At 40.0% G+C, this 24,218-nt stretch carries 28 protein-coding genes and 1 rRNA gene; 28 read left to right on the top strand and 1 reads right to left on the bottom strand.

Annotated elements, in window-relative coordinates; translation table 11 throughout:
• Window positions 1–9: 9 nt before the first annotated feature.
• The 11 genes from rrf to rsmI all read left to right on the top strand — a co-directional run bounded on the left by rrf (window position 10) and on the right by rsmI (window position 7,563).
• Window positions 10–126, top strand: a 5S ribosomal RNA gene (gene rrf / locus M3610_RS23350).
• 207 nt (window positions 127–333) lie between these two features.
• Window positions 334–552: a sigma factor G inhibitor Gin gene (locus M3610_RS23355; protein WP_098576744.1), complete on the top strand. Its 219-nt coding sequence runs from the start codon at window positions 334–336 to the stop codon at window positions 550–552.
• Between the two features lie 93 nt (window positions 553–645).
• Entirely contained in the window at window positions 646–2,085 is a 1,440-nt protein-coding gene (locus tag M3610_RS23360) for an aminotransferase class I/II-fold pyridoxal phosphate-dependent enzyme (RefSeq protein ID WP_251463017.1), read from the top strand.
• 33 nt (window positions 2,086–2,118) lie between these two features.
• On the top strand, window positions 2,119–2,754 hold the full coding sequence (tmk, locus tag M3610_RS23365; RefSeq protein WP_098576746.1) for a dTMP kinase: 636 nt from the start codon (window positions 2,119–2,121) through the stop codon (window positions 2,752–2,754).
• Window positions 2,755–2,861: 107 nt separating this feature from the next.
• The gene (locus M3610_RS23370) at window positions 2,862–3,191 is read left to right on the top strand and encodes a cyclic-di-AMP receptor (protein WP_026565487.1); all 330 of its coding nucleotides are present in this window, start codon (window positions 2,862–2,864) and stop codon (window positions 3,189–3,191) included.
• A 230-nt stretch (window positions 3,192–3,421) separates the two neighbouring features.
• Window positions 3,422–4,429 (top strand): DNA polymerase III subunit delta', encoded by a 1,008-nt coding sequence (holB, locus tag M3610_RS23375; protein ID WP_251463019.1) that lies wholly within the window; start codon window positions 3,422–3,424, stop codon window positions 4,427–4,429.
• On the top strand, window positions 4,422–5,249 hold the full coding sequence (locus M3610_RS23380) for a PSP1 domain-containing protein (protein ID WP_098576747.1): 828 nt from the start codon (window positions 4,422–4,424) through the stop codon (window positions 5,247–5,249). Before holB ends, M3610_RS23380 begins: the two co-directional genes overlap by 8 nt.
• Before the next feature lie 13 nt (window positions 5,250–5,262).
• The gene (yabA, locus tag M3610_RS23385) at window positions 5,263–5,634 is read left to right on the top strand and encodes a DNA replication initiation control protein YabA (RefSeq protein WP_098576791.1); all 372 of its coding nucleotides are present in this window, start codon (window positions 5,263–5,265) and stop codon (window positions 5,632–5,634) included.
• A 61-nt stretch (window positions 5,635–5,695) separates the two neighbouring features.
• On the top strand, window positions 5,696–6,439 hold the full coding sequence (locus M3610_RS23390; RefSeq protein ID WP_251463021.1) for a tRNA1(Val) (adenine(37)-N6)-methyltransferase: 744 nt from the start codon (window positions 5,696–5,698) through the stop codon (window positions 6,437–6,439).
• Window positions 6,426–6,713 (top strand): GIY-YIG nuclease family protein, encoded by a 288-nt coding sequence (locus M3610_RS23395; protein ID WP_251463023.1) that lies wholly within the window; start codon window positions 6,426–6,428, stop codon window positions 6,711–6,713. The genes M3610_RS23390 and M3610_RS23395 overlap by 14 nt, the downstream gene beginning before the upstream one ends.
• A complete protein-coding gene (gene rsmI, locus M3610_RS23400) occupies window positions 6,691–7,563 on the top strand; it encodes a 16S rRNA (cytidine(1402)-2'-O)-methyltransferase (protein WP_251463071.1) in 873 nt (290 codons plus the stop codon). The genes M3610_RS23395 and rsmI overlap by 23 nt, the downstream gene beginning before the upstream one ends.
• Before the next feature lie 55 nt (window positions 7,564–7,618).
• On the opposite strand, the gene M3610_RS23405 is transcribed toward rsmI, so the two are convergent.
• Window positions 7,619–7,903 (bottom strand): transition state genes transcriptional regulator AbrB, encoded by a 285-nt coding sequence (locus tag M3610_RS23405; protein WP_098576751.1) that lies wholly within the window; start codon window positions 7,901–7,903, stop codon window positions 7,619–7,621.
• Window positions 7,904–8,385: 482 nt separating this feature from the next.
• On the opposite strand from M3610_RS23405, the gene metG reads away from it, so the two are divergent.
• The 17 genes from metG (at window position 8,386) to fin (ending at window position 24,143) form a co-directional block, all read left to right on the top strand.
• Window positions 8,386–10,353: a methionine--tRNA ligase gene (gene metG / locus M3610_RS23410; RefSeq protein WP_251463024.1), complete on the top strand. Its 1,968-nt coding sequence runs from the start codon at window positions 8,386–8,388 to the stop codon at window positions 10,351–10,353.
• A 229-nt stretch (window positions 10,354–10,582) separates the two neighbouring features.
• Window positions 10,583–11,350: a TatD family hydrolase gene (locus M3610_RS23415; RefSeq protein ID WP_251463026.1), complete on the top strand. Its 768-nt coding sequence runs from the start codon at window positions 10,583–10,585 to the stop codon at window positions 11,348–11,350.
• A gap of 235 nt (window positions 11,351–11,585) precedes the next feature.
• Window positions 11,586–12,770 carry a G5 and 3D domain-containing protein gene (locus tag M3610_RS23420; protein WP_251463028.1) on the top strand — a complete coding sequence of 395 codons (1,185 nt, stop codon included), beginning with the start codon at window positions 11,586–11,588 and terminating at the stop codon, window positions 12,768–12,770.
• A 212-nt stretch (window positions 12,771–12,982) separates the two neighbouring features.
• Window positions 12,983–13,543 (top strand): ribonuclease M5, encoded by a 561-nt coding sequence (gene rnmV, locus M3610_RS23425; RefSeq protein ID WP_251463029.1) that lies wholly within the window; start codon window positions 12,983–12,985, stop codon window positions 13,541–13,543.
• Window positions 13,536–14,417 (top strand): 16S rRNA (adenine(1518)-N(6)/adenine(1519)-N(6))-dimethyltransferase RsmA, encoded by an 882-nt coding sequence (gene rsmA, locus M3610_RS23430; RefSeq protein WP_251463031.1) that lies wholly within the window; start codon window positions 13,536–13,538, stop codon window positions 14,415–14,417. The genes rnmV and rsmA overlap by 8 nt, the downstream gene beginning before the upstream one ends.
• A gap of 652 nt (window positions 14,418–15,069) precedes the next feature.
• Complete coding sequence (gene yabG / locus M3610_RS23435; protein ID WP_251463033.1) at window positions 15,070–15,960, top strand: sporulation peptidase YabG; 891 nt, start codon at window positions 15,070–15,072, stop codon at window positions 15,958–15,960.
• 208 nt (window positions 15,961–16,168) lie between these two features.
• Complete coding sequence (gene veg / locus M3610_RS23440) at window positions 16,169–16,432, top strand: biofilm formation stimulator Veg (protein WP_066249244.1); 264 nt, start codon at window positions 16,169–16,171, stop codon at window positions 16,430–16,432.
• Window positions 16,433–16,596: 164 nt separating this feature from the next.
• Complete coding sequence (locus tag M3610_RS23445) at window positions 16,597–16,782, top strand: small, acid-soluble spore protein, alpha/beta type (RefSeq protein ID WP_098576757.1); 186 nt, start codon at window positions 16,597–16,599, stop codon at window positions 16,780–16,782.
• 309 nt (window positions 16,783–17,091) lie between these two features.
• Window positions 17,092–17,961: a 4-(cytidine 5'-diphospho)-2-C-methyl-D-erythritol kinase gene (gene ispE / locus M3610_RS23450; protein ID WP_251463035.1), complete on the top strand. Its 870-nt coding sequence runs from the start codon at window positions 17,092–17,094 to the stop codon at window positions 17,959–17,961.
• A gap of 56 nt (window positions 17,962–18,017) precedes the next feature.
• Window positions 18,018–18,836, top strand: a complete 819-nt coding sequence (gene purR / locus M3610_RS23455; protein ID WP_251463037.1) for a pur operon repressor — start codon at window positions 18,018–18,020, stop codon at window positions 18,834–18,836.
• Window positions 18,837–18,851: 15 nt separating this feature from the next.
• Window positions 18,852–19,226 carry a RidA family protein gene (locus tag M3610_RS23460; protein ID WP_251463040.1) on the top strand — a complete coding sequence of 125 codons (375 nt, stop codon included), beginning with the start codon at window positions 18,852–18,854 and terminating at the stop codon, window positions 19,224–19,226.
• 140 nt (window positions 19,227–19,366) lie between these two features.
• Window positions 19,367–19,657: a septation regulator SpoVG gene (gene spoVG / locus M3610_RS23465; RefSeq protein ID WP_026565468.1), complete on the top strand. Its 291-nt coding sequence runs from the start codon at window positions 19,367–19,369 to the stop codon at window positions 19,655–19,657.
• 229 nt (window positions 19,658–19,886) lie between these two features.
• A complete protein-coding gene (glmU, locus tag M3610_RS23470) occupies window positions 19,887–21,260 on the top strand; it encodes a bifunctional UDP-N-acetylglucosamine diphosphorylase/glucosamine-1-phosphate N-acetyltransferase GlmU (protein WP_251463041.1) in 1,374 nt (457 codons plus the stop codon).
• A gap of 23 nt (window positions 21,261–21,283) precedes the next feature.
• Window positions 21,284–22,240 (top strand): ribose-phosphate diphosphokinase, encoded by a 957-nt coding sequence (locus M3610_RS23475; protein WP_251463043.1) that lies wholly within the window; start codon window positions 21,284–21,286, stop codon window positions 22,238–22,240.
• Window positions 22,241–22,396: 156 nt separating this feature from the next.
• Window positions 22,397–23,029, top strand: a complete 633-nt coding sequence (locus M3610_RS23480) for a 50S ribosomal protein L25/general stress protein Ctc (protein WP_251463045.1) — start codon at window positions 22,397–22,399, stop codon at window positions 23,027–23,029.
• A gap of 176 nt (window positions 23,030–23,205) precedes the next feature.
• A complete protein-coding gene (gene pth, locus M3610_RS23485) occupies window positions 23,206–23,769 on the top strand; it encodes an aminoacyl-tRNA hydrolase (protein ID WP_098576764.1) in 564 nt (187 codons plus the stop codon).
• 143 nt (window positions 23,770–23,912) lie between these two features.
• Window positions 23,913–24,143, top strand: a complete 231-nt coding sequence (gene fin, locus M3610_RS23490; RefSeq protein WP_098576765.1) for an anti-sigma-F factor Fin — start codon at window positions 23,913–23,915, stop codon at window positions 24,141–24,143.
• The last annotated feature ends 75 nt before the right edge of the window (window positions 24,144–24,218 follow it).

Raw genomic sequence — 24,218 nt, forward strand, 5'->3', positions numbered from 1 at the left:
ATTAAATAGTCTGGCAGCAATGGCGAGAAGGTCACACCCGTTCCCATACCGAACACGGAAGTTAAGCTTCTCAGCGCCGATGGTAGTTGGGACACGCGTCCCTGTGAGAGTAGGACGTTGCCAGGCATATCAAAGACAACCTGAAAAGGTTGTTTTTTTGTGTTTTCTTAATAAGGACAATAACAATAGTAAAAAGTACGAAGTGTTTTTAAAGAAATTACGAATAGACATACACCCAATCGTGAACTGTTACATACTATATTAATTAAGATGGCGCGAAAAGATTATTCGAAAAATTGCATACAATTAAAATTTTCCGGGCAGAATGGATGTATGGAGGTGGAGGGATTGAGTTCATTTTTAGCACAGAAATATCATCAGGAAATGTGTGTTATATGTGAGAATTTAAAACCAAAAGGCATACATCTATATACTTCATTTATTTGTACAGAATGTGAAAATGATTTAATACAAACAGATACAAAGGATCCAAAATATAAATATTTTCTTAAACAGCTGAAAAAAATAACCACGCCAGAAATTTTTTCATAAAAGTCCATTATGGGCTTATTTTTTTTCAGTCAAATGAGAAAGGGGATCGTTTTTTTGTTAGAATAAATTAGACACTAAGAAGGAAGTAAATGAATGAATAATCAATCAAAAACACCATTATATGATGCTTTGAGTCAACACATAAATAAAAGACCAGTTTCCTTTCATGTTCCTGGACATAAATATGGGGAAGTGCTTCAACCCAAAGCTCACCGCTATTTTCAGAAAATCCTAGAAATAGATGCGACTGAATTATCGGGATTAGATGACTTGCACTCACCCGAAGGGGCGATTCTAGAGGCAGAAGTACTATTAGCGGACCTCTATCAAACGAGAAGAAGTTATTTTCTTGTGAATGGTTCAACTGTCGGAAATCTAGCAATGATTATGGCAGCATGTGAGGAAGGGGCAAAAGTTCTCGTCCAAAGGAATTGTCATAAGTCTGTTCTGAATGGTCTAAGTTTGGCGAAGGCCAATCCTATTTTTCTAGAGCCTGAATATAACCAAGAGTGGAAAATTCCCTCTGGAATCAGTTTAGGAACAGTCAAAGAATCTATCAGTCTATATCCTGATGCGAAGGCACTCATTCTGACCTATCCCAACTACTATGGTTTGGGATATGCATTACAAGAAATAATAGATGAAGCGCATCGGCACAATATCTTGGTACTAGTGGATGAGGCTCACGGGCCGCATTTCATCCTTGGCGATCCCTTCCCGTCTTCCGCTCTTCAATTAGGTGCAGATATTGTGGTTCAATCCGCGCATAAGATTCTCCCAGCAATGACAATGGGCTCCTACTTACATATTAATAGTGATTTAGTTAATCGCAATAAGCTGGAGGAATACCTCGCTATGTTCCAATCAAGCAGCCCGTCCTATCCAATTATGGCATCTCTGGATTTGGCGAGGAATTATTTAAGTGCCTATACGCATGAAGATGTAACCTTTCTTTTAACGGAAATCAGACGTTTTAGGGACGAGTTGGTGAAGATTCCGGCCATTAGGGTGCTTGACTATCCTAACGAGAGCGGCGACCCTCTAAAAATAACGATTCAGTCCCGGTGCCATTTAAATGGATTTGAACTTCAACGAAGGCTGGAAGAGGCAGCGATTTTTACAGAATTAGCTGACCCGAATAATGTGCTCCTTATTTTACCTTTACTTAAAGAGGGGCAAAGGTTCCCTTTTGAAGAAACACTTTTGAAAATAAAAAAGGCACTGGCTGGCTTGCCAGTACATACTCCTCATGAGATATTTGAAACAGTCAGGCAGAAAATCTCCACTTTAGCCATTCCCTTTAAAGAAATGGAGAATTTAGAGATAAAGGAACTACCAATAACTAAAGCGCTAGGAGAGGTATGTGCCGAAACCATTATTCCATACCCGCCAGGTATCCCTTTGCTATTAAAGGGAGAAAGAGTCACAAAAGAAAGGCTCAGGCAGCTTAGCCTCCTAATACAAACCGGGGCAAGGTTTCAAGGAGAATCTTCGTTAAAAGAAGGTTACATAAAGATTTATTGCACAGCCTAAAAGAGCAAGATACAGTTTTGGAGGATTATATAAATGAACAATGGATTATTTATTACATTTGAGGGACCGGATGGTGCAGGTAAGTCTACGATTATTGATATGGTAGCAAATCAGCTTGGAGATGTCCTTCTTACCCGTGAACCAGGTGGTATTGATATCGCAGAACAGATTCGAACAGTCATATTAGCAAAAGAGAATACGGCCATGGACCCTCGGACGGAAGCGTTACTCTATGCTGCTGCTAGAAGACAGCATTTAATAGAAAAGGTAAAACCGGCACTAGATGAAGGGAGAATCGTTTTGTGCGACCGGTTCGTTGACAGTTCTTTAGCATATCAAGGTCATGCACGCGGATTAGGGATTGATGAGGTGTTTGCGATCAATCAATTTGCCATTAAAAATTTGATGCCAGAGTTAACTATCTACTTTGATATCGAGCCAGAGTTGGGTCTGCAGCGGATCAATAAAAATAAAGGCCGGGAAATCAATCGTTTAGATTTGGAAAACTTGGAGTTCCATAAAAAGGTAAGTGAAGGATATCATCTATTAATTGACCGTTTTCCAGAGAGAATACGATGCATTGATGCTTCGGGTACGGTGGAAGAAGTTTTTCAGCAAACGATAAAGGTCATTGAAGAAACACTAACAACAAGGAAGCCTTCACTGTAGGGCTTTTTTTTATCCTAAAGAATCTGTCATTACGAATGTAAGGAGCTCTGTTACCTGTTATAATATAAGAAACGAAACTAGTAATAAAAAAGGAGAGGGTGGTTCGGATGAAAATGATCATAGCTGTCGTACAGGACCAGGATAGTAATCGATTATCAAAGGCACTAGTAGATAATAATTTTAGAGCAACCAAATTAGCTAGTACAGGTGGATTTCTTAAGTCAGGTAATACGACCTTTATGATTGGTACAGAGGATATCCGCGTGGACCGGGCCCTCCAGATTATTAAGGATAACTGCAGGGCAAGAGAGCAGTTAGTTGCCCCAGTATCGCCCATGGGCGGGAACGCTGACTCCTATGTTCCTTATCCAGTAGAAGTGGAAGTAGGCGGAGCCACCGTATTCGTCCTGCCAATCGAACAATACATGCATTTTTAAATATTTATAGCACATTGCTGATAATGACACTCTGTTGATTGGAGTGGAAGGCACGAAGACTCCTGCGGGAGAACGGACCAGGGAAGACCCCGCAGGAGCGAAGCGACGAGGAGGCTTCCCGGACCGCCCGCTAACCGCTTGTGCCTGGCGCGGAAGTCAACAGACAAATAACAGCGCTTTAATATTAAACAATAGATCCGTTATTATAATAAGGTTAGTGGGTGATGAACTTGGGAAAATCATGGGAGCAACTAGAAGAGCTTCAGCCAACTGTATTAAAAATGCTAAAAAACAGTTTAGTGAAAAATCGAGTGGCCCATGCATACCTTCTTGAGGGCATCAGAGGGACCGGGAAGCGAGAAATCGCGTTGTTACTGACAAAATCGCTATTTTGTGAAGCAATCGTAGATCAGTACCGGCCATGCGAGGAATGCAGCAATTGCCGGCGCATCAACCATGGGAACCATCCCGACGTACATATTGTCGAACCAGAGGGGTTATCCATTAAGGTTGACCAAATTAGAAACCTACAGGTAGAGTTTTCTAAAAAGGGATTAGAATCTCTGAAAAAGGTTTATTTACTTGTCCATGCCGATAAAATGAGTGTTAGTGCGTCCAATAGTTTACTAAAATTCTTAGAGGAACCTAATCCCGGGACGGTTGCCTTTCTCTTAACAGAACAGCCGCAAAAAATATTACCAACCATCCTTTCGAGATGCCAAATACTTACATTTCATCCCTTATCACCACAAGTGATGATTAAACAATTGGTGGAAAACGGCGTAGAACCCCAAAAGGCTCCATTGCTAGCACAATTGACCAACAGTTTAGAAGAAGCCCAAAATTTAAATGTCGATGAATGGTTTGCACAAGCCCAAAAAATAGTGGTAAAATTATATGAGGTGTTGAAAAAAAATCCGCTAGAGGCAATGGTAACGCTTCAGGCTGACTGGTTCTCACACTTTAAAGAGAAAGAACAGATACATCGTGGTTTAGATCTTTTACTTCTTATTTTTAAGGATTTACTATATATACAATTAGATAGGCAGGAGCAAATTGTTTTTCGAGAGGAAAGTGAACGGCTGCGACAATTTGCCCTGCATACATCTGGACGGCGCATATCGGATCAAATGTCAGCTATCCTTGATGCAAAGAGGAAGCTGGAGAGGAATATGAATCCTCAGCTGATGATGGAACAGCTTGTGTTAAAATTGCAGGAGGGATCTTCATTTGTATGATGTTGTAGGAGTACGCTTTAAAAAAGCGGGGAAAATCTATTATTTTGATCCAGGAGAACTCTCCATTGAAAAAGACGACTTTGTCATTGTCGAGACAGTTCGTGGAGTGGAATATGGCAAAGCAGTAATTGCTCGCAAACAGGTTGAGGAGCATGATGTTGTCCTTCCACTCAAAAAAGTGGTTAGAATTGCCGACCCGAAGGATAAGATGATCGTTGAAGAGAATAAGCAAGCCGCCAAAGAAGCTTATGAGGTTTGTAATGAAAAAGTGAATGAGCATCAGCTGGATATGAAACTAGTTGATGTTGAATATACATTTGATCGAAACAAAGTGATTTTCTATTTTACGGCTGATGGAAGAGTTGATTTCCGTGAGCTTGTAAAGGATTTAGCAGCTATCTTCCGGACGAGAATTGAATTACGCCAGATTGGTGTTCGGGATGAAGCGAAAATGCTTGGCGGTATTGGTCCATGTGGCAGAATGTTATGCTGTTCCACCTTCTTAGGGGATTTCGATCCTGTTTCGATCAAAATGGCAAAGGACCAAAACCTGTCATTAAATCCTACAAAAATATCCGGATTATGCGGCAGATTAATGTGCTGTTTAAAATATGAAAATGATGAATATGAATCTGCAAAAGCATTGCTGCCGGATTTAGGAGAAATCATTGAAACACCGCAAGGTAAAGGAAAAGTAGTAGGATTAAATATATTAGAGCGGGTACTACAGGTGGAACTAAAGGAACAGGAACGTGTTCTGGAGTATACCTTGGAGGAAATCAATAAAGAAGGTGCCTTTTCTATACAATCCACAGATTAATGAGGTGGAAGACGTGGATAAAAAAGAAATATTTGAATCAGTAAGTAATATGGAAACACAAATTGGCCATCTTTACCAAAAGCTAGGAGAATTAAAGCAGCATTTAGCCGAGATACTAGAAGAGAATCATTATTTAAAGCTAGAAAATGAACATTTGAGACGCCGTTTAGATGTAACAACCGAAGAGGAAAAGAAAGAAGCAGAGAATAAAAAAGGGTCCTCTGTGCCTGAGGCTTCTGGTGTAAAGCCATTTGATGTAGGGGAAGGATATGATAACCTTGCCCGTCTATATCATGAAGGTTTTCATATTTGTAACCTTCATTTTGGAAGTTTACGCAAAGAAGGCGATTGCTTATTCTGCCTTTCCTTTTTAAATAAGAAATAACTTTAAGAGGCTGAAAATAATCAGCCTCTATTTTCATACACTTTGTTGGAGGATGGAAACCTTGGTTAACTTAAAGGAAGATGAACGGTTAGATTATTTGTTAGCAGAAAACTTACGGATTATTCAAAGTCCATCCGTTTTTGCCTTTTCCCTTGATGCTGTTTTACTTGCACGATTTGTCTATGTTCCGATTCAGAAAGGTAACTTAATTGATCTATGCAGTGGAAATGGTGTGATCCCTTTATTTTTAAGTGCACGTACGAAAGGGCAAATAACCGGTGTCGAAATACAGGAACGATTGTACGATATGGCCGTTCGAAGTATTGAATATAATCAGCTAGAGAATCAACTGAAAATGATTCATGGTGATATTAAGGAGATTCCTAAGCAACTGGGGTATGGCAAATTTGATGTTGTTACATGTAATCCACCCTATTTTACTACACCTTCTAAGGAAGAAATGAACCCGAATGAACATCTAGCCATTGCTCGCCATGAAATTCTTTGCAAATTAGAAGACGCGGTTAAAGCCTCGAGTCAATTAGTGAAACAAGGCGGAAAGGTCGCCTTTGTCCACCGGCCTGGACGACTGTTGGACATCATTACACTGATGAGAGAATACCGGCTTGAACCAAAACGGATTCAATTTGTCTATCCGAAGAAAGGAAAAGAGGCAAATACTCTTTTGATTGAGGCAATCAAGGATGGTAGTCCAGATTTGAAAATTCTTCCACCGTTATTTGTCTATAATGAAACTAATGAATATACTTCAGAAATAAAAGAGATTCTATATGGAGAAAAATGAACATTTTTTTTATGTGCTTACCTGTAAGGACGGTAGTTTGTATGGTGGATATACGAATAATCTGGAAAAGCGGATCAAGATGCATAATGAAGGAAAAGGCGCAAAGTATACACGGGGCCGAGGCCCAGTCGAACTTACATACTATCAATGTTTTGAAAATAAAGGGGATGCGCTCCGGGCAGAATATAATTTTAAGCGGCTAACAAGAAAGAAAAAAGATGAGTTTTTAAGTCGCGAAAAGGGTGATTATGATGTGGCAGCAAAAGAGCTTTGAAAATGAAGCAACAAAGGGGATCTTATATTTAATTCCTACCCCGATAGGAAATTTAGAAGATATGAGTTTCCGAGCAATTCGATTATTAAAAGAGGCAGATCTAATTGCAGCTGAAGATACAAGAAATACAAAGAAACTGTGTAATTACTTTGAAATTGGAACACCTGTGGTCAGTTATCATGAGCATAATAAAGAAACAAGCGGTGATAAATTGATTCAAAAGGTAAAGGAAGGGTTAAAAATAGCCCTTGTAAGTGATGCGGGTATGCCTGCAATTTCTGACCCTGGTTATGAGTTGGTACTAGCTGCTACACGGGAAAAGGTAACAGTCGTTCCTTTGCCAGGTGCAAACGCTGCATTAACCTCATTAATTGCTTCAGGTTTGTCGTGTCAGCCCTTTTACTTTTTTGGATTTTTAAATCGAAATAAGAAGGAGAAGCGTTTGGAATTAGAAGCTTTAAAGTGGCAGTCGGCAACGTTAATCTTCTATGAATCTCCGCATCGGTTAAAAGAAACCTTATCCATTATGGCAGATGTACTGGGAAACCGGAATATGGCCATATGCAGGGAATTAACGAAAAAGTATGAGGAATTTATTCGAGGAACAATCAATGAAGTAATCGCTTGGACTCAACAGGATGAAATCCGCGGGGAGTTTTGTTTGATTGTTGAAGGGACAGACCAGCTGCAGGAGGAAGCACCAAGCTGGTGGCAAAACTTAACGCTTGAAGAACATGTAAATCATTATATTTCTGAAAAAAATATACCTTCGAAGGAAGCCATTAAGTTAACGGCAAAAGACCGTGAAATGAATAAGAGAGATGTGTATCAGGCCTATCATGTCGAATAATTAAATCATCATATGAATAGTATAAAAGCTCCAGCAAATATGCTGGAGCCTGTTCTTATTTTACTAATTCAAAGTTGTTTTGGATTTCTTTAATTAATTGTTCTGCACCTTCGCGGCTTAGAATCAATTTACCGCCAGCAAGAGATAGATTATCATCTGATACTTCTCCTGTTACTTGGCAAGTCATATTTGGCTTGTATTTCTTTAAGATGATACGCTCGTCATCCACATAAATTTCAAGAGCATCTTTTTCTGCGATACCAAGAGTACGTCTTAATTCGATTGGAATTACCACACGGCCTAACTCATCAACTTTACGAACGATACCTGTAGATTTCATTTTTGTAGCTCCTCTCATATTATGAACATATTTTTCTCTATCTATTTATTCGTCAATATTCGACAAAATTTTCATAACCTTATAATACAAGATATTCCCATATCCGTCAATTACTAAATCTTGAAAAATAATACTGGTATTTTTTAGGCTAGAAAAGTGTTGATGTGGCGACGTTTTATCTGGCAATTATCTAAATTATACCAATAAATAGTATAATTAGCCTTTGAGGAATCGTTTGTTCATCCTGATGTTATTCGACAAATTCCTGCATATTTTGATACTATTGAACTACAAATACTTCGAAGGTAGTAAAGCGATTATGGGTGTAAGCGGTAATATTTTTATAAAACCGGAAGTGAACGACAGCGTGTCTCCTTGCACAAAAGTTGATTTTTAGGTATATTTTGATGATAGAGACGGGAAAAAACAGGCAATAATGGTTTAATAGGGTTGTGCGCTAGCCAACTATTGGAGGTATACAAATGGAGAATAAATTAAAGACTTTTTACCTGACAACACCAATTTACTATCCTAGCGGAAATTTACATATTGGGCATGCTTATACTACCGTTGCAGGTGATGCAATGGCACGTTATAAGCGGATGCGCGGCTATGATGTTATGTACTTAACTGGGACGGATGAGCATGGACAAAAAATTCAACGGAAGGCAGAAGAGTCGGGGATTACTCCGCAGCAGTATGTTGATGATATTGTTGATGGTATTCAAGAGTTATGGAATAAACTTGATATTTCCTATGATGATTTTATACGAACAACCCAGGAAAGGCATAAACAAGTTGTCGAAAAAATCTTCGCAAGACTCCTTGAACAAGGCGATATTTATCTCGATCAGTATGAAGGCTGGTATTGTACACCGTGTGAATCCTTTTTTACTGACAGGCAATTAGTGGATGGGAATTGTCCAGATTGTGGAAGACCAGTTGAAAAAGTGAAAGAAGAATCCTACTTTTTTAGAATGAGTAAATATGTAGATCGTCTCCTGCAATATTATGAGGAAAATCCTGATTTCATCCAGCCTGAATCTCGTAAGAATGAGATGATTAATAACTTTATCAAGCCAGGTTTAGAAGACTTAGCGGTATCGAGGACTACGTTTGATTGGGGAATTAAGGTGCCGGGAAATCCAAAGCATGTTATTTATGTTTGGATTGACGCTTTATCCAATTATATTACAGCGCTGGGGTTTGGGACAGAAAATGATGCCAAATACAAAAACTATTGGCCAGCTGATGTACATCTTGTTGGGAAGGAAATTGTCCGTTTCCATACCATCTATTGGCCAATTATGCTCATGGCTTTAGACCTTCCACTTCCGAAGAAGGTTTTTGCCCACGGCTGGTTGTTAATGAAAGATGGAAAAATGTCCAAATCAAAGGGGAATGTGGTTGACCCTGTTACTCTCATTGACCGTTATGGTCTCGATGCTCTTCGTTATTACTTATTAAGAGAAGTTCCATTTGGAGCGGATGGCGTCTTTACACCAGAAGGATTTGTTGAAAGAATCAACTTTGATTTAGCCAATGATTTAGGAAATCTGCTTAATCGTACCGTTGCAATGATCGAGAAGTATTTTAACGGGGTGATTCCTGATTACACTGGCTCTGTTAGGGAATTTGATGCGTCACTGCTGCAAGTGAATCAAGAAACCATTCAAAAATATGAGGAAGCGATGGAGAAGATGGAATTCTCTGTAGCGTTAACAGCGATTTGGCAGTTAGTCAGCCGAACCAATAAATATATTGATGAAACAAAGCCATGGACATTAGCGAAAGATGAGGCGAATCGTGAGGAGCTTGCTAGTGTAATGGTCCATTTGGCTGAATCATTACGACGGATAGCAATTTTATTACAGCCTTTTCTAACCCGTACGCCGAATGCAATCTTTACACAGTTGGGTATTCAAGAGGAATCGCTAAAAGCATGGGAAAGTCTTGCTGATTTTGGCTTGATACCAAATGGAACAAAGGTCGAGAAGGCTGCGCCAATCTTCCCAAGGCTTGAAATTGCTGAAGAAGTAGACTTTATTAAGACGAAAATGCAAGGCTCAGCGCCAGCAGAGGAAGAAAAGAAAGAAGAAAAGCCGGAAGAACAACCAGAAGAAATCGCTGAAATTGCGATTGATGATTTCATGAAAATAGATTTGCGTGTGGCGGAGGTCATTCAAGCAGAGCCAATAAAAAAAGCAGATAAACTCCTTAAACTTCAACTTGATTTAGGCTATGAAAAGCGTCAGGTTGTTTCGGGAATTGCTCAATATTATAAGCCTGAAGAATTAGTCGGCCGCAAGGTGATTTGTATTACGAATCTAAAACCAGTCAAACTGCGCGGCGAATTGTCACAGGGGATGATCTTAGCCGGCTCAAAAAATGGCCAACTTTCCCTCGCAACAGTTGATCAGACATTAGCAAATGGTGCTAAAGTAAAATAATAATTAAGGTTAAGGCGCCTGATAAGGGCGCTTTTACTTTTGGTTATATCCAGCTGCAAGCGCCTAGTGGCTCGGGGTCATAAGCCCCTGATCAAGGCGCTTCCGCTTTTAGATGTTCCACGTGAAACATTTTATCGGGACATTCCCTTTTTTTATTCGATTTTTTGACATTAGATGGCCGTAAGTGCACAATTTAGAGAAAAATAAGGAAACGAGGTTCTTACTTACTATGCTATTCGACACACATGCACACTTAAATGATACACAGTACAACGAAGACCTAGAAGAAGTGATTGGAAGGGCGAAACGAGAGGGAGTCACACATATGGTGGTTGTCGGATTTGATCGTCCAACCATAAAACGGGCTATGGAATTAGCTGAATCCTATGAGTTTATTTATGCCTGTATTGGCTGGCATCCAGTTGATGCGATTGACATGACGGAAGGAGACTTAGTGTGGATAGAGGAATTAACCGCCCATCCAAAGGTTGTAGCCATTGGTGAGATGGGCTTGGATTATCATTGGGACAAATCACCAAAGGATATCCAAAAGGAAGTCTTTCGGAAACAAATTAGGCTGGCTAAAAAGGTGAAGCTGCCCATCGTCATTCATAATCGGGAGGCAACCGCCGATATCGTGGGAATTTTAAAGGAGGAAGGAGCAGAAGAGGTAGGCGGGATTATGCACTGCTTTAGCGGCAGTCCTGAAGTGGCGAAACAATGTGTGGAAATGAACTTCTATATTTCGCTAGGTGGACCGGTGACCTTTAAAAATGCCAAAAAGCCGAAGGAAGTAGCAGCTGAAGTGCCTTTAGAGATGCTGTTAATCGAAACAGATTGTCCGTATTTAGCTCCTCATCCATACCGTGGGAAAAGAAATGAGCCAAGTTATGTAAAATTAGTTGCTGAACAAATTGCCGAAATAAAAGGGTTGACATTTGAAGAAGTAGCGGAAGCAACGACACGAAATGCTAAAAAATTATTCGCCATAAAATGATAGGGGAATTTGTCGAAAGCAGTGGAAGCTTGTCTTAAAATTTAATGAAAACTAAAAGTTCTACATGTCTCCTTTTCTACATAGGATAACCGTGTCGAGAAGTTTCTCTTTGCAAATATTCTAACTTTGTGCATAATTAAAAATACCCTCGCAGAGTATGCAAGGATAGACAGCCGACAGCATGGTTCATTAATCTCTCTAAGAGAAGGAGGCGTTTTTCATCGTATTCAAAAACATGAAAAACCTGTTTCCCAAGTCTTTGAGCCGGAAGACATTGACCATTGCTTTTGCTAGTTTCGTAGTTTTGTTAACATCTCTTGGAATTCTTTTTTATGAAGGGTCAAAGAAAACTGTTGCCATCACTCTTAACAATCAGCAAAAGGTCGTAAAGACACATGCGGATACAGTCAATGAATTATTGGATGAAATGGATGTATCCATCCGCTCACAAGATTATTTGCAGCCAAAAGCGAATTCAAAGGTGAAGGACCACCTAATGGTCGTATGGAAGCAAGCTAAACAGGTTCACATTGTCAAGGACAACGAGAAGAAAACGATCTGGACGACAGCTGATACATTAGCTGGACTCCTAAAAGAGCAGAAAATTGTTTTGAGCAAGCATGATGAAATCTCACCTAGTCCGCAAACAGCAATTAAAGATAAGATGGAAGTTGGAATAAAGAAGGCGTTTCATCTTACATATGTTGACGGCGGTAAAAAGCAACAAGTTTGGGCCACTTCGGCTACGGTCGCTGACTTTTTATCACAACAGGGCATTAAGCTAAACAAATTAGACCGAGTTGAACCGTCATTAACAGAAACCATTGCTAAGAATGGTGTTGTTAACGTCATTCGGGTAGAAAAAGTCACCGATGTAGTGGAAGAACCTGTTCAATTTGCTGTGATAACCAAAAAAGATGAAAGTTTAGAAAAAGGCAAGGAGAAAACCATCACCAAAGGTAAAAAAGGCCGCATTTCTAAACAATATGAAGTCTGGCTTGAAAATGGCAAAGAAGTATCGAGAAAATTATTAAGTGAGCAAAAGATTGCAGAGAAACAAGATCAAGTTGTGGCTGTCGGAACGAAGGATTTATCATTACAAGTTTCCCGTGGTGCTGCTAATGAGTCGGGAAAAGAGTTTTATGTGACTGCAACTGCCTATACTGCGTATTGCAATGGGTGTTCAGGAAGAACAGCAACAGGACTTAATCTCCGGGCGAATCCGAACATGAAGGTAATCGCGGTTGACCCGAGAGTCATTCCACTCGGATCAAAGGTATATGTTGATGGTTATGGTTACGCCGTGGCAGGTGACACAGGCGGTGCTATTAAGGGATATATCATTGATTTATTCATGCCATCAAAAAGTGATGCTTACCGCTGGGGGCGGAAAAAAGTAAAGATTAAAGTATTAGATTAATTTCCTTTATGCAGAGGGTCCTATCCTCTGCATTTTGCTTTTTTCGAAAATTTCTTTATACTAACAACGAATACATATCATTTCATCTGTTCCTTACACTTATTATATGAAATCGTTCAATAATATAGACGATTGACATTACAAAAATGTTTCAAGTTTTTTTCAATTTTTTATTTTTTTATTACGGAGTTACGGAGGCCTGCATTAACAAAATGAAGATTAAAGAGATTATTGTTGTTGAAGGCAAGGATGATACAACAGCGATTAAACGGGCAGTAAATGCGGATACGATTGAAACAAATGGGTCGGCTGTAAATGCGATTACCATAGAAAAGGTACGGCGTGCGCAAGAGACAAGAGGCGTAATCATCTTTACCGACCCTGACTTTCCAGGTGAGAAAATTAGAAAGACAATTGCTGAAGCTGTCCCTGGTTGTAAACATGCTTTTTTAACAAAGGAAGCGGCGATGGGAAAAGCAGGTGAAAGCCTTGGTGTGGAACATGCCAGTCCAGAGGCAATCCAAGAGGCACTAAAGGACGCCCAGGTTATGAGTGAGACGTATACAGAAGAAATCACTCAAGAGGACTTACTTACCGCTGGACTTGTTGGCGGCGAAGGAGCGAAAGAGAGAAGAATCATCCTGGGTGAATTTTTAAAAATAGGATATACAAATGGGAAACAGCTCCATAAGCGCTTAATGATGTTCCAAATCAGTAAACAAGAATTTTCAGAAGCACTAAGGATTGTACGTCAGGAGGAACTACATGAATAATAAAGATATTGCTACCCCGGTAAGGACAAAAGAAATTCTAAATAAATATGGTTTTTCATTTAAGAAGAGCCTCGGTCAAAACTTTTTAATCGATACAAATATTTTAAAAAAGATAGTTAGTTTTGCGGATTTAACAGAAGATTCTGGTGCGATTGAAATCGGACCAGGTATTGGCGCGCTAACTGAGCAGCTTGCCCGGACGAGTAAAAAAGTCGTTGCGTTTGAAATCGATCAACGGTTATTACCTATCCTAAAGGACACGTTATCTCCCTATCCAAATGTAAATGTCATTCATAATGATGTGCTAGAGGCAGACGTTGCCGAAGTCATCGCTGAAGAATTTTCTGAAACGAGCGATATCATGGTTGTTGCGAATTTACCGTATTATGTAACTACGCCAATCATTATGAAACTTCTTGAAGAGCATTTGCCAATCCGCGGGATCGTTTGTATGTTACAAAAAGAGGTGGCAGACCGTATTTCAGCAAAGCCTGGGACGAAAGATTATGGATCTCTTTCCATCGCTGTTCAGTATTACACAGAGGCTGAGACCGTCATGATTGTCCCGAAAACAGTGTTTGTCCCGCAGCCAAATGTTGATTCAGCTGTTATTCGTTTGACAAAGAGGGAACAGCCAGCAGTAAAAGTGACTGATGAAGCGTTCTTTTTCCAAGTGACAAGGGCAAGTTTCGCTCAGCGTCGAAAAACCCTGCTTAATAATCTAACAAGTCAGCTGCCAGATGGGAAACAAAAAAAGGAGGAAATCCTTCAAGCCCTGAGTGCCAGTGGGATTGATCCTACTCGAAGAGGCGAGACCCTTTCCTTAGAAGAATTTGGCCGCTTAAGCGAAGAATTATATCCGTTTTTCCAATAGACCCTCGCAAAGGGTCTATTTTTTTAGGCTCTTTCGTTTGTTGCTGTATTCGATTCGTGTCTAATTCGGACTACTTTCGTGATTTCAAAGTTTCAAAGTCAATCGTTCGTCTTCGGACAGCAATGGTGATTTTCAAGGCAATCATGTCCAAACATCGTCCGCCTTCGGACAGCAATGGTGATTTTCAAGGCAATCGTGTCCGAACATTGTTCGCCTTCGGACAGCGATGGTGATTTTCAAGGCAATCATGTCCAAACATCGTTCGCCTTCGGACAGCAATGGTGATTTTCAAGTCAAGTCATGTCCGAACATCGTTCGTCTTCGGACAGCAGAGGTGATTTTCAAGGCAATCGTGTCCGAACATCGGTCACCTTCGGACAGCGATGGTGATTTTCAAGTCAGTCGTGTCCGAACATCGTTCGCCTTCGGACAGCAATGGTGATTTCAAAGTCAATCGTGTCCGAACATCGTTCGTCTTCGGTACAAGCGGAAGGCACGAAGGCACCCCGTCACTCCCACGAACCGCACATGACCGGAGTGCCAATTAACAAACGAATTTAAATAGACCTTTTCACAAAAAGTTAGGTAGTTGCATAGCCTATGAGAGAAACCTTATTTAGGCCTATTTGCTGGTCTTATTGGAGTGACGACAGTGGATATAAAAATAAATGATATTGTCGGCAGGCGCTCGTATAACTGTGATATTCTCTTTCGAATAATTGATGTCCGAAAAATGAACGACCAGAAGTTTGCAGTCCTATATGGAGAGGATTTTCGACTCGTAGCAGATGCTCCATACGAGGATTTGGTTGTAATTGACCATAATCAAAGAGCCAAGCTGAAGAATGAATACCGGACATTGGAGGAGCAGTCATTTCGGCTGTTTACTCAAGATGTGGAATTAATTAAGCACCGGCAGGAATACGCGGCAACTGGCGGCTATGTAAAACCAAGTAATTATTTTCAAATGCCAGGGAAGGTTCTCCATCTAGACGGTGATCCATCCTATTTAAAGAAATGTATGACGGTATATGAAAAAGTGGGTATCCCTGTTATGGGCTTACACTGTAATGAAAGGGAAATGCCTGATCGAATTGGTGACCTGATTGACACGTATCGTCCTGACATACTCGTTATCACTGGGCATGATGCATATTCAAAAGTAAAAGGGAAGATGACAGATATTAACGCTTACCGGCACTCAAAGCATTTTGTTCAAACGGTTAAGGAAGCACGGAAAAAAATCCCCCACTTGGACCAGCTCGTCATCTTTGCTGGTGCATGTCAATCACATTTTGAATCATTGATTCACGCTGGGGCAAATTTTGCTAGTTCACCAGAAAGGATTAACATTCATGCTCTGGACCCAGTGTATATTGTTGCTAAAATTAGCTTTACACCATTCATGGAACGGATCAATGTATGGGATGTATTACGGAATACTTTAACAGGGGAGAAGGGACTTGGCGGGATCGAAACAAAGGGAGTGTTAAGGACAGGGATGCCTTATCGGCCAATCCAAGAAGAAGATGAAGATGAATAAGCCTTTCCAAAACGAAAAGGCTTATTTTTTTATTTTAATGGCTGGTACATAATCCCCTGCGATTTAAGGCAAGATAAAAATGTTGAAATTTAGAAGAAAAAGTAGAACAAAACATATTGACAATCTTTTTGTTTGACTGATATAATTTATGTTTTTGTTTGACATAACTATGTCAGTGTGTTATACTTTACACAGTGAGGTGGACCGAATGCCAAAAACCTTAGCCGATATTAAAAAGGCTCTTGACACAAATTTAGGGAAAAGATTACTGCTTAAAGCCAATGGTGGACGTAGAAAAACCATTGAACGTTCCGGTGTTTTAGCGGAAACTTATCCATCTGTTTTTGTTATTGAACTAGATCAGGATGAAAACTCATTCGAACGTGTTTCTTACAGCTATGCGGATGTGTTAACAGAAACAGTTCAAATCACTTTCTACGAAGATGCATCAGGACATTTAGCCTTAAATTAGTATATAAGCAATCTACAGCAGTGAACAAATGTTTACTGCTTTTTGCTATTTATTAAGCGGAAGTAATGAGCTGCTGGAAATAGAGAGCAGATCTATGCAATCCATCATAAATACCAATATCTTTCCCATACTAAGAATGCTGTAGTATGAAAGGGGTTGTTTAGATGGGCAGAAGAAGAGGAATCATGTCCAGTCACTTTAAAGAAGAGCTAGCAAAGGAACTTGGATTTTATGATGTTGTTCAAAAAGAAGGATGGGGCGGCATCAAAGCCAAAGATGCGGGGAATATGGTCAAACGTGCGGTTGAACTTGCACAAGGACAATTAGCCAATCGGAGTCCAAGAGGTTAACTTTTAATAAAGGACTTCCGCTTATTATTATAATCAATCACTTACTGCAGCAAGACCAGAGGAATATATTCCTTTGGTCTTTTTTCTCCAAAATAAAACCTTATTTATATAAAACATATAATAAATTATGAAATTTGAGAGGTTTTCGCATATCTCACGTCTTACTTTTATCATTTTGTGGTAAAATAGGACAAAATGTGGATTTTTCGGAAAAAGAAAAGTGGAAGCGCCCGTTTAGCGCTGAAACTGGACAAGAAATTTGAAGCGCCCGTAGCGCTGATCTGGACAATATAGAAGTAGGTGGACGTAGTGAAGCTTTTAGTAAAAGCACCGGCCAAAATAAATTTAGCATTAGATGTTCTACACAAGCGCCCCGATGGCTTTCATGAGGTGGAAATGATTATGACCACGATTGATTTGGCGGATCGAGTAGAGTTAGAGTTATTACATGAAGATAAAATACATATTCTTTCTCACAATCGCTATGTTCCTGATGACCAGCGGAATTTAGCTTTTCAAGCTGCTCAGCTTTTAAAAGATCGATTTCATGTCAAACAGGGTGTGAAGATTTCGATTGAAAAAACCATTCCTGTTGCAGCCGGACTCGCAGGGGGAAGCAGTGATGCTGCGGCTACTTTAAGAGGGTTAAATAAACTTTGGAATCTTGGATTATCAATGGATGAATTGGCCGAACTGGGCAGCGAAATTGGGTCGGATGTTTCTTTTTGTGTCTATGGAGGGACAGCCTTGGCAAAAGGGCGAGGAGAAATTATTACACAAATCCCTGCCCCGCCAACATGCTGGGTCATCCTGGCAAAGCCTTTTATAGGGGTGTCAACAGCTGAAGTATATCGCAGGCTGAATATTGCTGAAACAGTCCATCCTAATATCGCTGGTATGATTGAAGCAATCAATGCACATGATTACCAAGAGGTATGCGTCAACGTGGGGAATGTTTTAGAAGAGGTGACCTTAAACCTCCATCCCGAAGTTGCGCTAATTAAAGAACAAATGAAACGTTTTGGTGCGGATGCAGTCTTAATGAGCGGGAGCGGGCCGACAGTGTTTGGAATAGTTCAGCACGATTCAAGAATGCACAGAATTTATAACGGATTAAGAGGATTCTGTGATCAAGTCTTTGCCGTTCGCATGTTAGGAGAACGACACTCACTTGATTGAAGACGTACGAAAATGGTATCCTTAAGTTAGAATATTCGTGTTTTTGGGGGATTGTTATGAAATTTCGCCGCAGTGAACGCTTGATTGATATGACAAATTACTTACTGGATCATCCTCGACAATTAGTTCCGCTCACTTTTTTTGCTGAACGTTATGCGTCTGCGAAATCTTCGATAAGTGAAGATTTAGCAATCATCAAAGAGACGTTCGAAAATAGAGGAATTGGGACGATCCAAACTGTGCCAGGGGCATCTGGCGGGGTTAAATTCTTTGTAAAAGTAAGCCATGAAGAAGCAGCACCGTTTATCAATGAATTATGTGATTTAATTGCTAATCCTGACAGGCTCCTACCTGGAGGATATTTATATTTAACGGATATTTTGGGCGATCCGCAGGTGGTCCAAAAGGCCGGACGAATTATTGCCTCTGCCTATACCGAAGCAAAAATTGATGTGGTCATGACCGTTGCCACAAAAGGAATTCCACTTGCATATGCAGTAGCAAGTCAGTTAAATGTTCCTGTTGTGATTGTTAGAAGGGATAGTAAAGTGACAGAGGGACCAACCGTAAGCATTAATTATGTTTCTGGTTCAACGAAAAGAATTCAAACCATGCTCCTTTCAAAACGAAGTATGAAAGAAGGTTCCCGCGTCCTTGTAGTCGATGATTTCATGAAGGCCGGCGGAACCGTTATGGGAATGATCAGTCTGCTTGAGGAATTCAATGGTCATCTGGCGGGAATTGCTGTTTTAGTAGAGGCAGAAAGAATACAAGAGCGGCTCGTCGATGAATATACTTCACTCGTGCAATTATCTAATGTGGATTTGAAAGAAAAGAAGATTAATGTTCAAGCTGGCAATTATTTTAAAAAATAGATGGAGGGAATACATATGAAAGTAGTTCAAACAAATCAAGCACCGGCTGCAATCGGCCCATATTCACAAGGAATTATTGTTAATAATCTGTTCTACAGTTCTGGACAAATCCCATTAACAGCGGAAGGAACTTTAATAACAGGCGATATTAAAGAACAGGCGCACCAAGTATTCCAAAATTTGCAGGCGGTATTAACTGCTGCAGGTGCATCATTTGAAACAGTGGTAAAGACCACCGTATTTATTAAAAATATGGATGATTTCGCAGCATTAAATGAGGTCTATGGTGAATACTTCTCCACACATAAACCAGCTCGTTCATGTGTCGAGGTTGCTCGTTTGCCAAAAGATGTATTAGTGGAAATCGAAGTAGTCGCACTCGTTAAATAGGAAATTAGATTTTCCATTCCATAGTGTTCACGAATTTGCCTCAATTTTTCAAAAATATTTTGAAAATAAAGAAGGATTTTTGAAAAAATTGTTGAATTTATTTACTTAGCTTTTTATCTATTAGAAAAGGGTGTGAGCACATGGAAGTAACTGACGTAAGATTACGCCGGGTTAGCACTGATGGGAGAATGAGAGCGATTGCATCCATCACTTTGGACAATGAGTTTGTCGTTCATGACATTCGTGTTATCGATGGTAACAACGGTTTATTTGTAGCTATGCCAAGCAAACGTACTCCTGATGGAGAATTTCGTGACATTGCGCATCCAATCAATTCAGGTACACGCGGTAAGATCCAAGAAGCTGTTTTGGCTGAGTACCACCGTTTAGGTGAATTGGAAGTAGAATTTGAAGAAGCCGGAGCTTCCTAAGGATTTTTTACAACTAGGGCCTTTCTTCTATGAAGGCTCTTTTTACTGTGCAAAGGACAGACCATCATATGAAAGCTATAAATGTTCCTCTCAACAGCCTCCTACTTAACTCTCCATTATAAATTAACTCATTATTACAAAAATAGACACTTCCCTCACATACCTTGAAAAGAGCGCACAATTACGTTAATATTTTTAATGGATAAAAAGGTTAATTGGAGGACTGTCCATGTCTAATCGTTATGCTGTGATTTTAGCCGCGGGACAAGGAACGCGGATGAAATCTAAGTTATATAAAGTATTACACCCTGTATGCGGGAAACCAATGGTACAGCACGTGGTTGACCAAGTAATGAAGCTTAATATACAAGAAATTGTCACAATTATTGGTCATGGGGCAGAAATGGTTCAAGCCCAATTAGGTGACAGCAGTCAATATGCTCTACAGGATCAGCAGTTAGGAACCGCCCATGCTGTAAGCCAAGCACAGAGCATCCTTGAAGGCAAAGCTGGAGTAACAATTGTTGTTTGCGGTGATACCCCCTTAATCAGAGCCGAAACAATGGAATCTTTATTTAAACACCATGAGGAATTAGGGGCTAAAGCGACGATTCTTACAGCAAAAATTGGAGATCCGACTGGATATGGCCGAATCATTCGGAATGCAGACGGATTGGTAGAAAAAATCGTTGAACACAAAGATGCCTCTGAAGACGAGAGAAAAATAAATGAAATCAATACAGGGACATATTGTTTTGATAATACAGCCTTATTTGAAGCATTGAAGAATGTTTCGAATGAAAATGTACAAGGTGAATATTATTTACCCGATGTCATTGAAATTTTAAAGAAGCAAGGGGAAGTGGTCACAGCTTTCCAAACAGATGATTTTGAAGAAACACTAGGTGTGAATGATCGTGTCGCTCTTGCAGAAGCAGAGCGAATTATGCGCGCTCGCACGAATGCGGCTCATATGAGAAACGGGGTAACCATCATTGACCCTGCTAACACCTATATAGAAACGGATGTCGAAATCGGACAGGACACGGTGATCTATCCAGGAACAATGATCAAAGGCAAAACCGTGATTGCCTCAGATTGTCAGATTGGGCCAAACTCCGAAATTGCTTCGTGTGAAATTGGTGCGGAAACGGTTGTCCGTCAATCCGTTGCACATAATAGTTCTATCGGTGCTCACGTTAATATTGGGCCATTTGCTCATATTCGCCCAGACTCAACTATTAAGGATGAAGTGAAAATAGGCAACTTCGTTGAAATTAAAAAAGCCGTCTTTGGAAAAGGAAGCAAAGCCTCCCATCTAAGTTATATTGGTGACGCAGAGGTAGGTGCAGATGTGAATATCGGCTGCGGCTCAATCACGGTTAATTACGATGGTAAAAATAAATTTTTAACCAAGATTGAAGATGGAGTCTTTATTGGCTGCAATTCAAATCTAGTTGCCCCGGTTACCGTTGGCAAGGGTGCGTATGTGGCGGCCGGTTCGACAATTACAAAAGATGTACCAGGTGATGCCTTATCAATTGCCCGGGCACAGCAAGTAAATAAGGAAAATTACGTCCAAAAGCTGAATCTAAAGAAATAAGTGAATGATTTTAGGAGGCTATCATGTCGAATCAATATTTAGACCCAAATCTTAAGGTGTTTAGTTTAAATTCAAATCTACCGCTTGCAAGAGAAATTGCGAAATTCATCGGTGTTGAATTAGGTAAATGTTCGGTTACAAGATTTAGTGATGGAGAAATTCAAATTAATATCGAGGAAAGTATCCGTGGCGGTGATGTTTATGTCATCCAGTCTACTAGCCAGCCAGTGAATGAAAATATCATGGAATTATTGATCATGATTGATGCGTTAAAGAGAGCTTCAGCTAAGACCATTAATATTGTTATGCCTTATTATGGTTATGCACGTCAGGATCGTAAGGCCCGTGCCCGTGAGCCAATTACAGCTAAATTAGTGGCTACTCTGCTTGAAACGGCGGGAGCAACCCGTGTGATTTGTCTTGATCTGCATGCACCACAAATTCAAGGATTCTTTGATATTCCTACCGATCATTTAATGGGTGTACCGATCTTATCAGATTATTTTAAAGCGAGAGAATTCGAAGGGGAGATTGTCATTGTTTCTCCGGACCATGGCGGTGTGACAAGAGCTCGAAAGTTGGCTGAACGTTTAAAAGCTCCAATTGCGATTATTGATAAACGTCGTCCAAGACCAAATGTAGCAGAAGTAATGAATATTGTTGGTAACATCGAAGGTAAAATCGCCATTTTAATTGATGATATCATTGATACAGCCGGTACAATCACATTAGCTGCAAATGCCTTAATCGAAAACGGGGCATCTGAAGTATATGCCTGCTGTACCCATCCTGTACTCTCTGGACCTGCAATTGAACGGATTCAAAATTCGAAAATCAAAGAATTAGTTATTACTAATTCGATTTCACTTCCAGAAGAGAAAAAGATTGATAAAATTATTAACCTATCCGTTGCCCCGCTTCTTGGTGAAGCAATTATTCGGGTTCACGAAGAGCAATCTGTAAGTACGTTGTTTGATTGATGAAAAGTTTAAGGATCTGGCCAGTAAGGCTGGATCCTATTTCTGTTATCGGCATTCTCCTGTTTTGGATAGACGATTGAATTTAAATGTTTAGACCTCCCTGTTTTGGGGCATTTTTATATAGACGGTTTTTGATAAAATAGGAGGGTGTTAAACATGAGTACAGTTTTACAAGCAAAGGAACGGAAGGAATTGCGCCACTCAACACTAAAACAAATTAGAACGGGTGGAAATATACCAGCCATCATTTATGGGTCAAAAGTTGATAGTAAGCCAGTGTATGTCAGTGCGGCGGACTTAACAAAAACAATTCGTCAAGTGGGCAGAAATGGAGTCATCTCCTTGGATGTTGATGGGAGCAAGCAAGATGTAATCTTAACCGATTATCAAGAGAATATGATTAAAAGAGAAATCATTCATGTGGATTTCTTAGCAGTCGATAAATCCTCGAAGATTAATGTAGATGTAAGACTTGTTTTAGCTGGGGATGCAGCAGGTGTAAAAGATGGCGGTGTCTTACAGCAACCGCTCCATCAATTATCGATTACGTCGACACCGGATAATATCCCGCAGCAAATTGAGGTCGATGTGACGAATCTGCAGGTAGGTGAAACGCTAACCGTTGCAGACATTCTCAATCAAGGATCTACTTTCCAAATTAACCATGAAAATGATGAAGTGATCGCTTCCATTCTTCCTCCGCAACAAGAAGAAGAAATTAATGCAGGAGAACAGCAAGATGGCGGACATCCTGATAATGAAGAAGGCCGAGAGACCACTCCAGAATAAAAAGACCTGTATCTTAAGCTAGACAATCTTCACTGTTCACTGTTAAATTAAAGAGTAGCAACAAGGCGTAATCTTTACAAGGTTACGTCTTTTACCTCATTACACTCTCATGGGAGAATAAAGATGTTTCAAAAAATTATTAAAAGGTTGGCTAAAACGGATTGGTGGGACCCAGAATGAAATTAATAGTTGGTTTAGGTAACCCTGGAAAACAATACGAACATACAAGACATAATATTGGATTCGAAGTCATTGATGCCCTATCAAGTACTTTTTCAATTCCACTTAACCAGTCAAAATTTAAAGGATTGTATGGAATGGGCTTTTATAATGGCGAAAAGGTCATTTTGTTAAAGCCGCTAACCTATATGAATCTATCCGGGGAATCAATCAGAGCTGTCATCGATTATTATGAAGTTGCTGAAGAAGATCTCCTTGTAATCTATGATGATCTTGACTTGCCTGTCGGAAAGATTAGACTAAGGCAAAAAGGGAGCCCAGGCGGACATAACGGAATTAAGTCAACCGTTGCTCATCTTGGTACACAGGTGTTTAATCGAATTAGAATTGGGATTGATCGCCCTCAAGCAGGAATAAGCGTCCCTGACTATGTCCTTGGCCGTTTTCGCCCAGAAGAAAAGGGGCCAATGGAAGAGGCTGTCAAAAAAAGTGCAGAAGCTTGCTCAGCGTGGCTTGAAAAGCCTTTCTTGCAGGTCATGAATGAATTTAATCAGTCGTGATGATTCATGAATTAACTATTTGTTTCATACAATAAAAGCAATAAAAAGATACGATGGGTCGTGATGATAGCGGTTTCTAATTGAATAAGTTCCTCCCAAAAGGTTCATACTATGAAGGAATCCTAGATTAGGGAGGGACAGGCGTGGCCATCCATTACCATTGTCGTCATTGTGGTACGAACCTTGGGTCGATTGAAAAAGCATCCATACACAGCGAAGCACTCGGTCTTCATAAATTATCTGATCAAGAAAGACTGGAAATGGTTGCGTATGACTCATCTGGCGATATTCACATCACAGCCATTTGTGAAGACTGTCAAGAAGCTTTAGAACGAACACCAGATTACCACCAATACGATTTCCTTATTCATTAACCAGCTTTGGAGCTCCGTCCAAAGCGTTTTTCTATTTATAATTTACTAATATAAGAATGAAAATCTTATGATTTT

It is taken from the genome of Neobacillus sp. MER 74 (assembly GCF_023714155.1).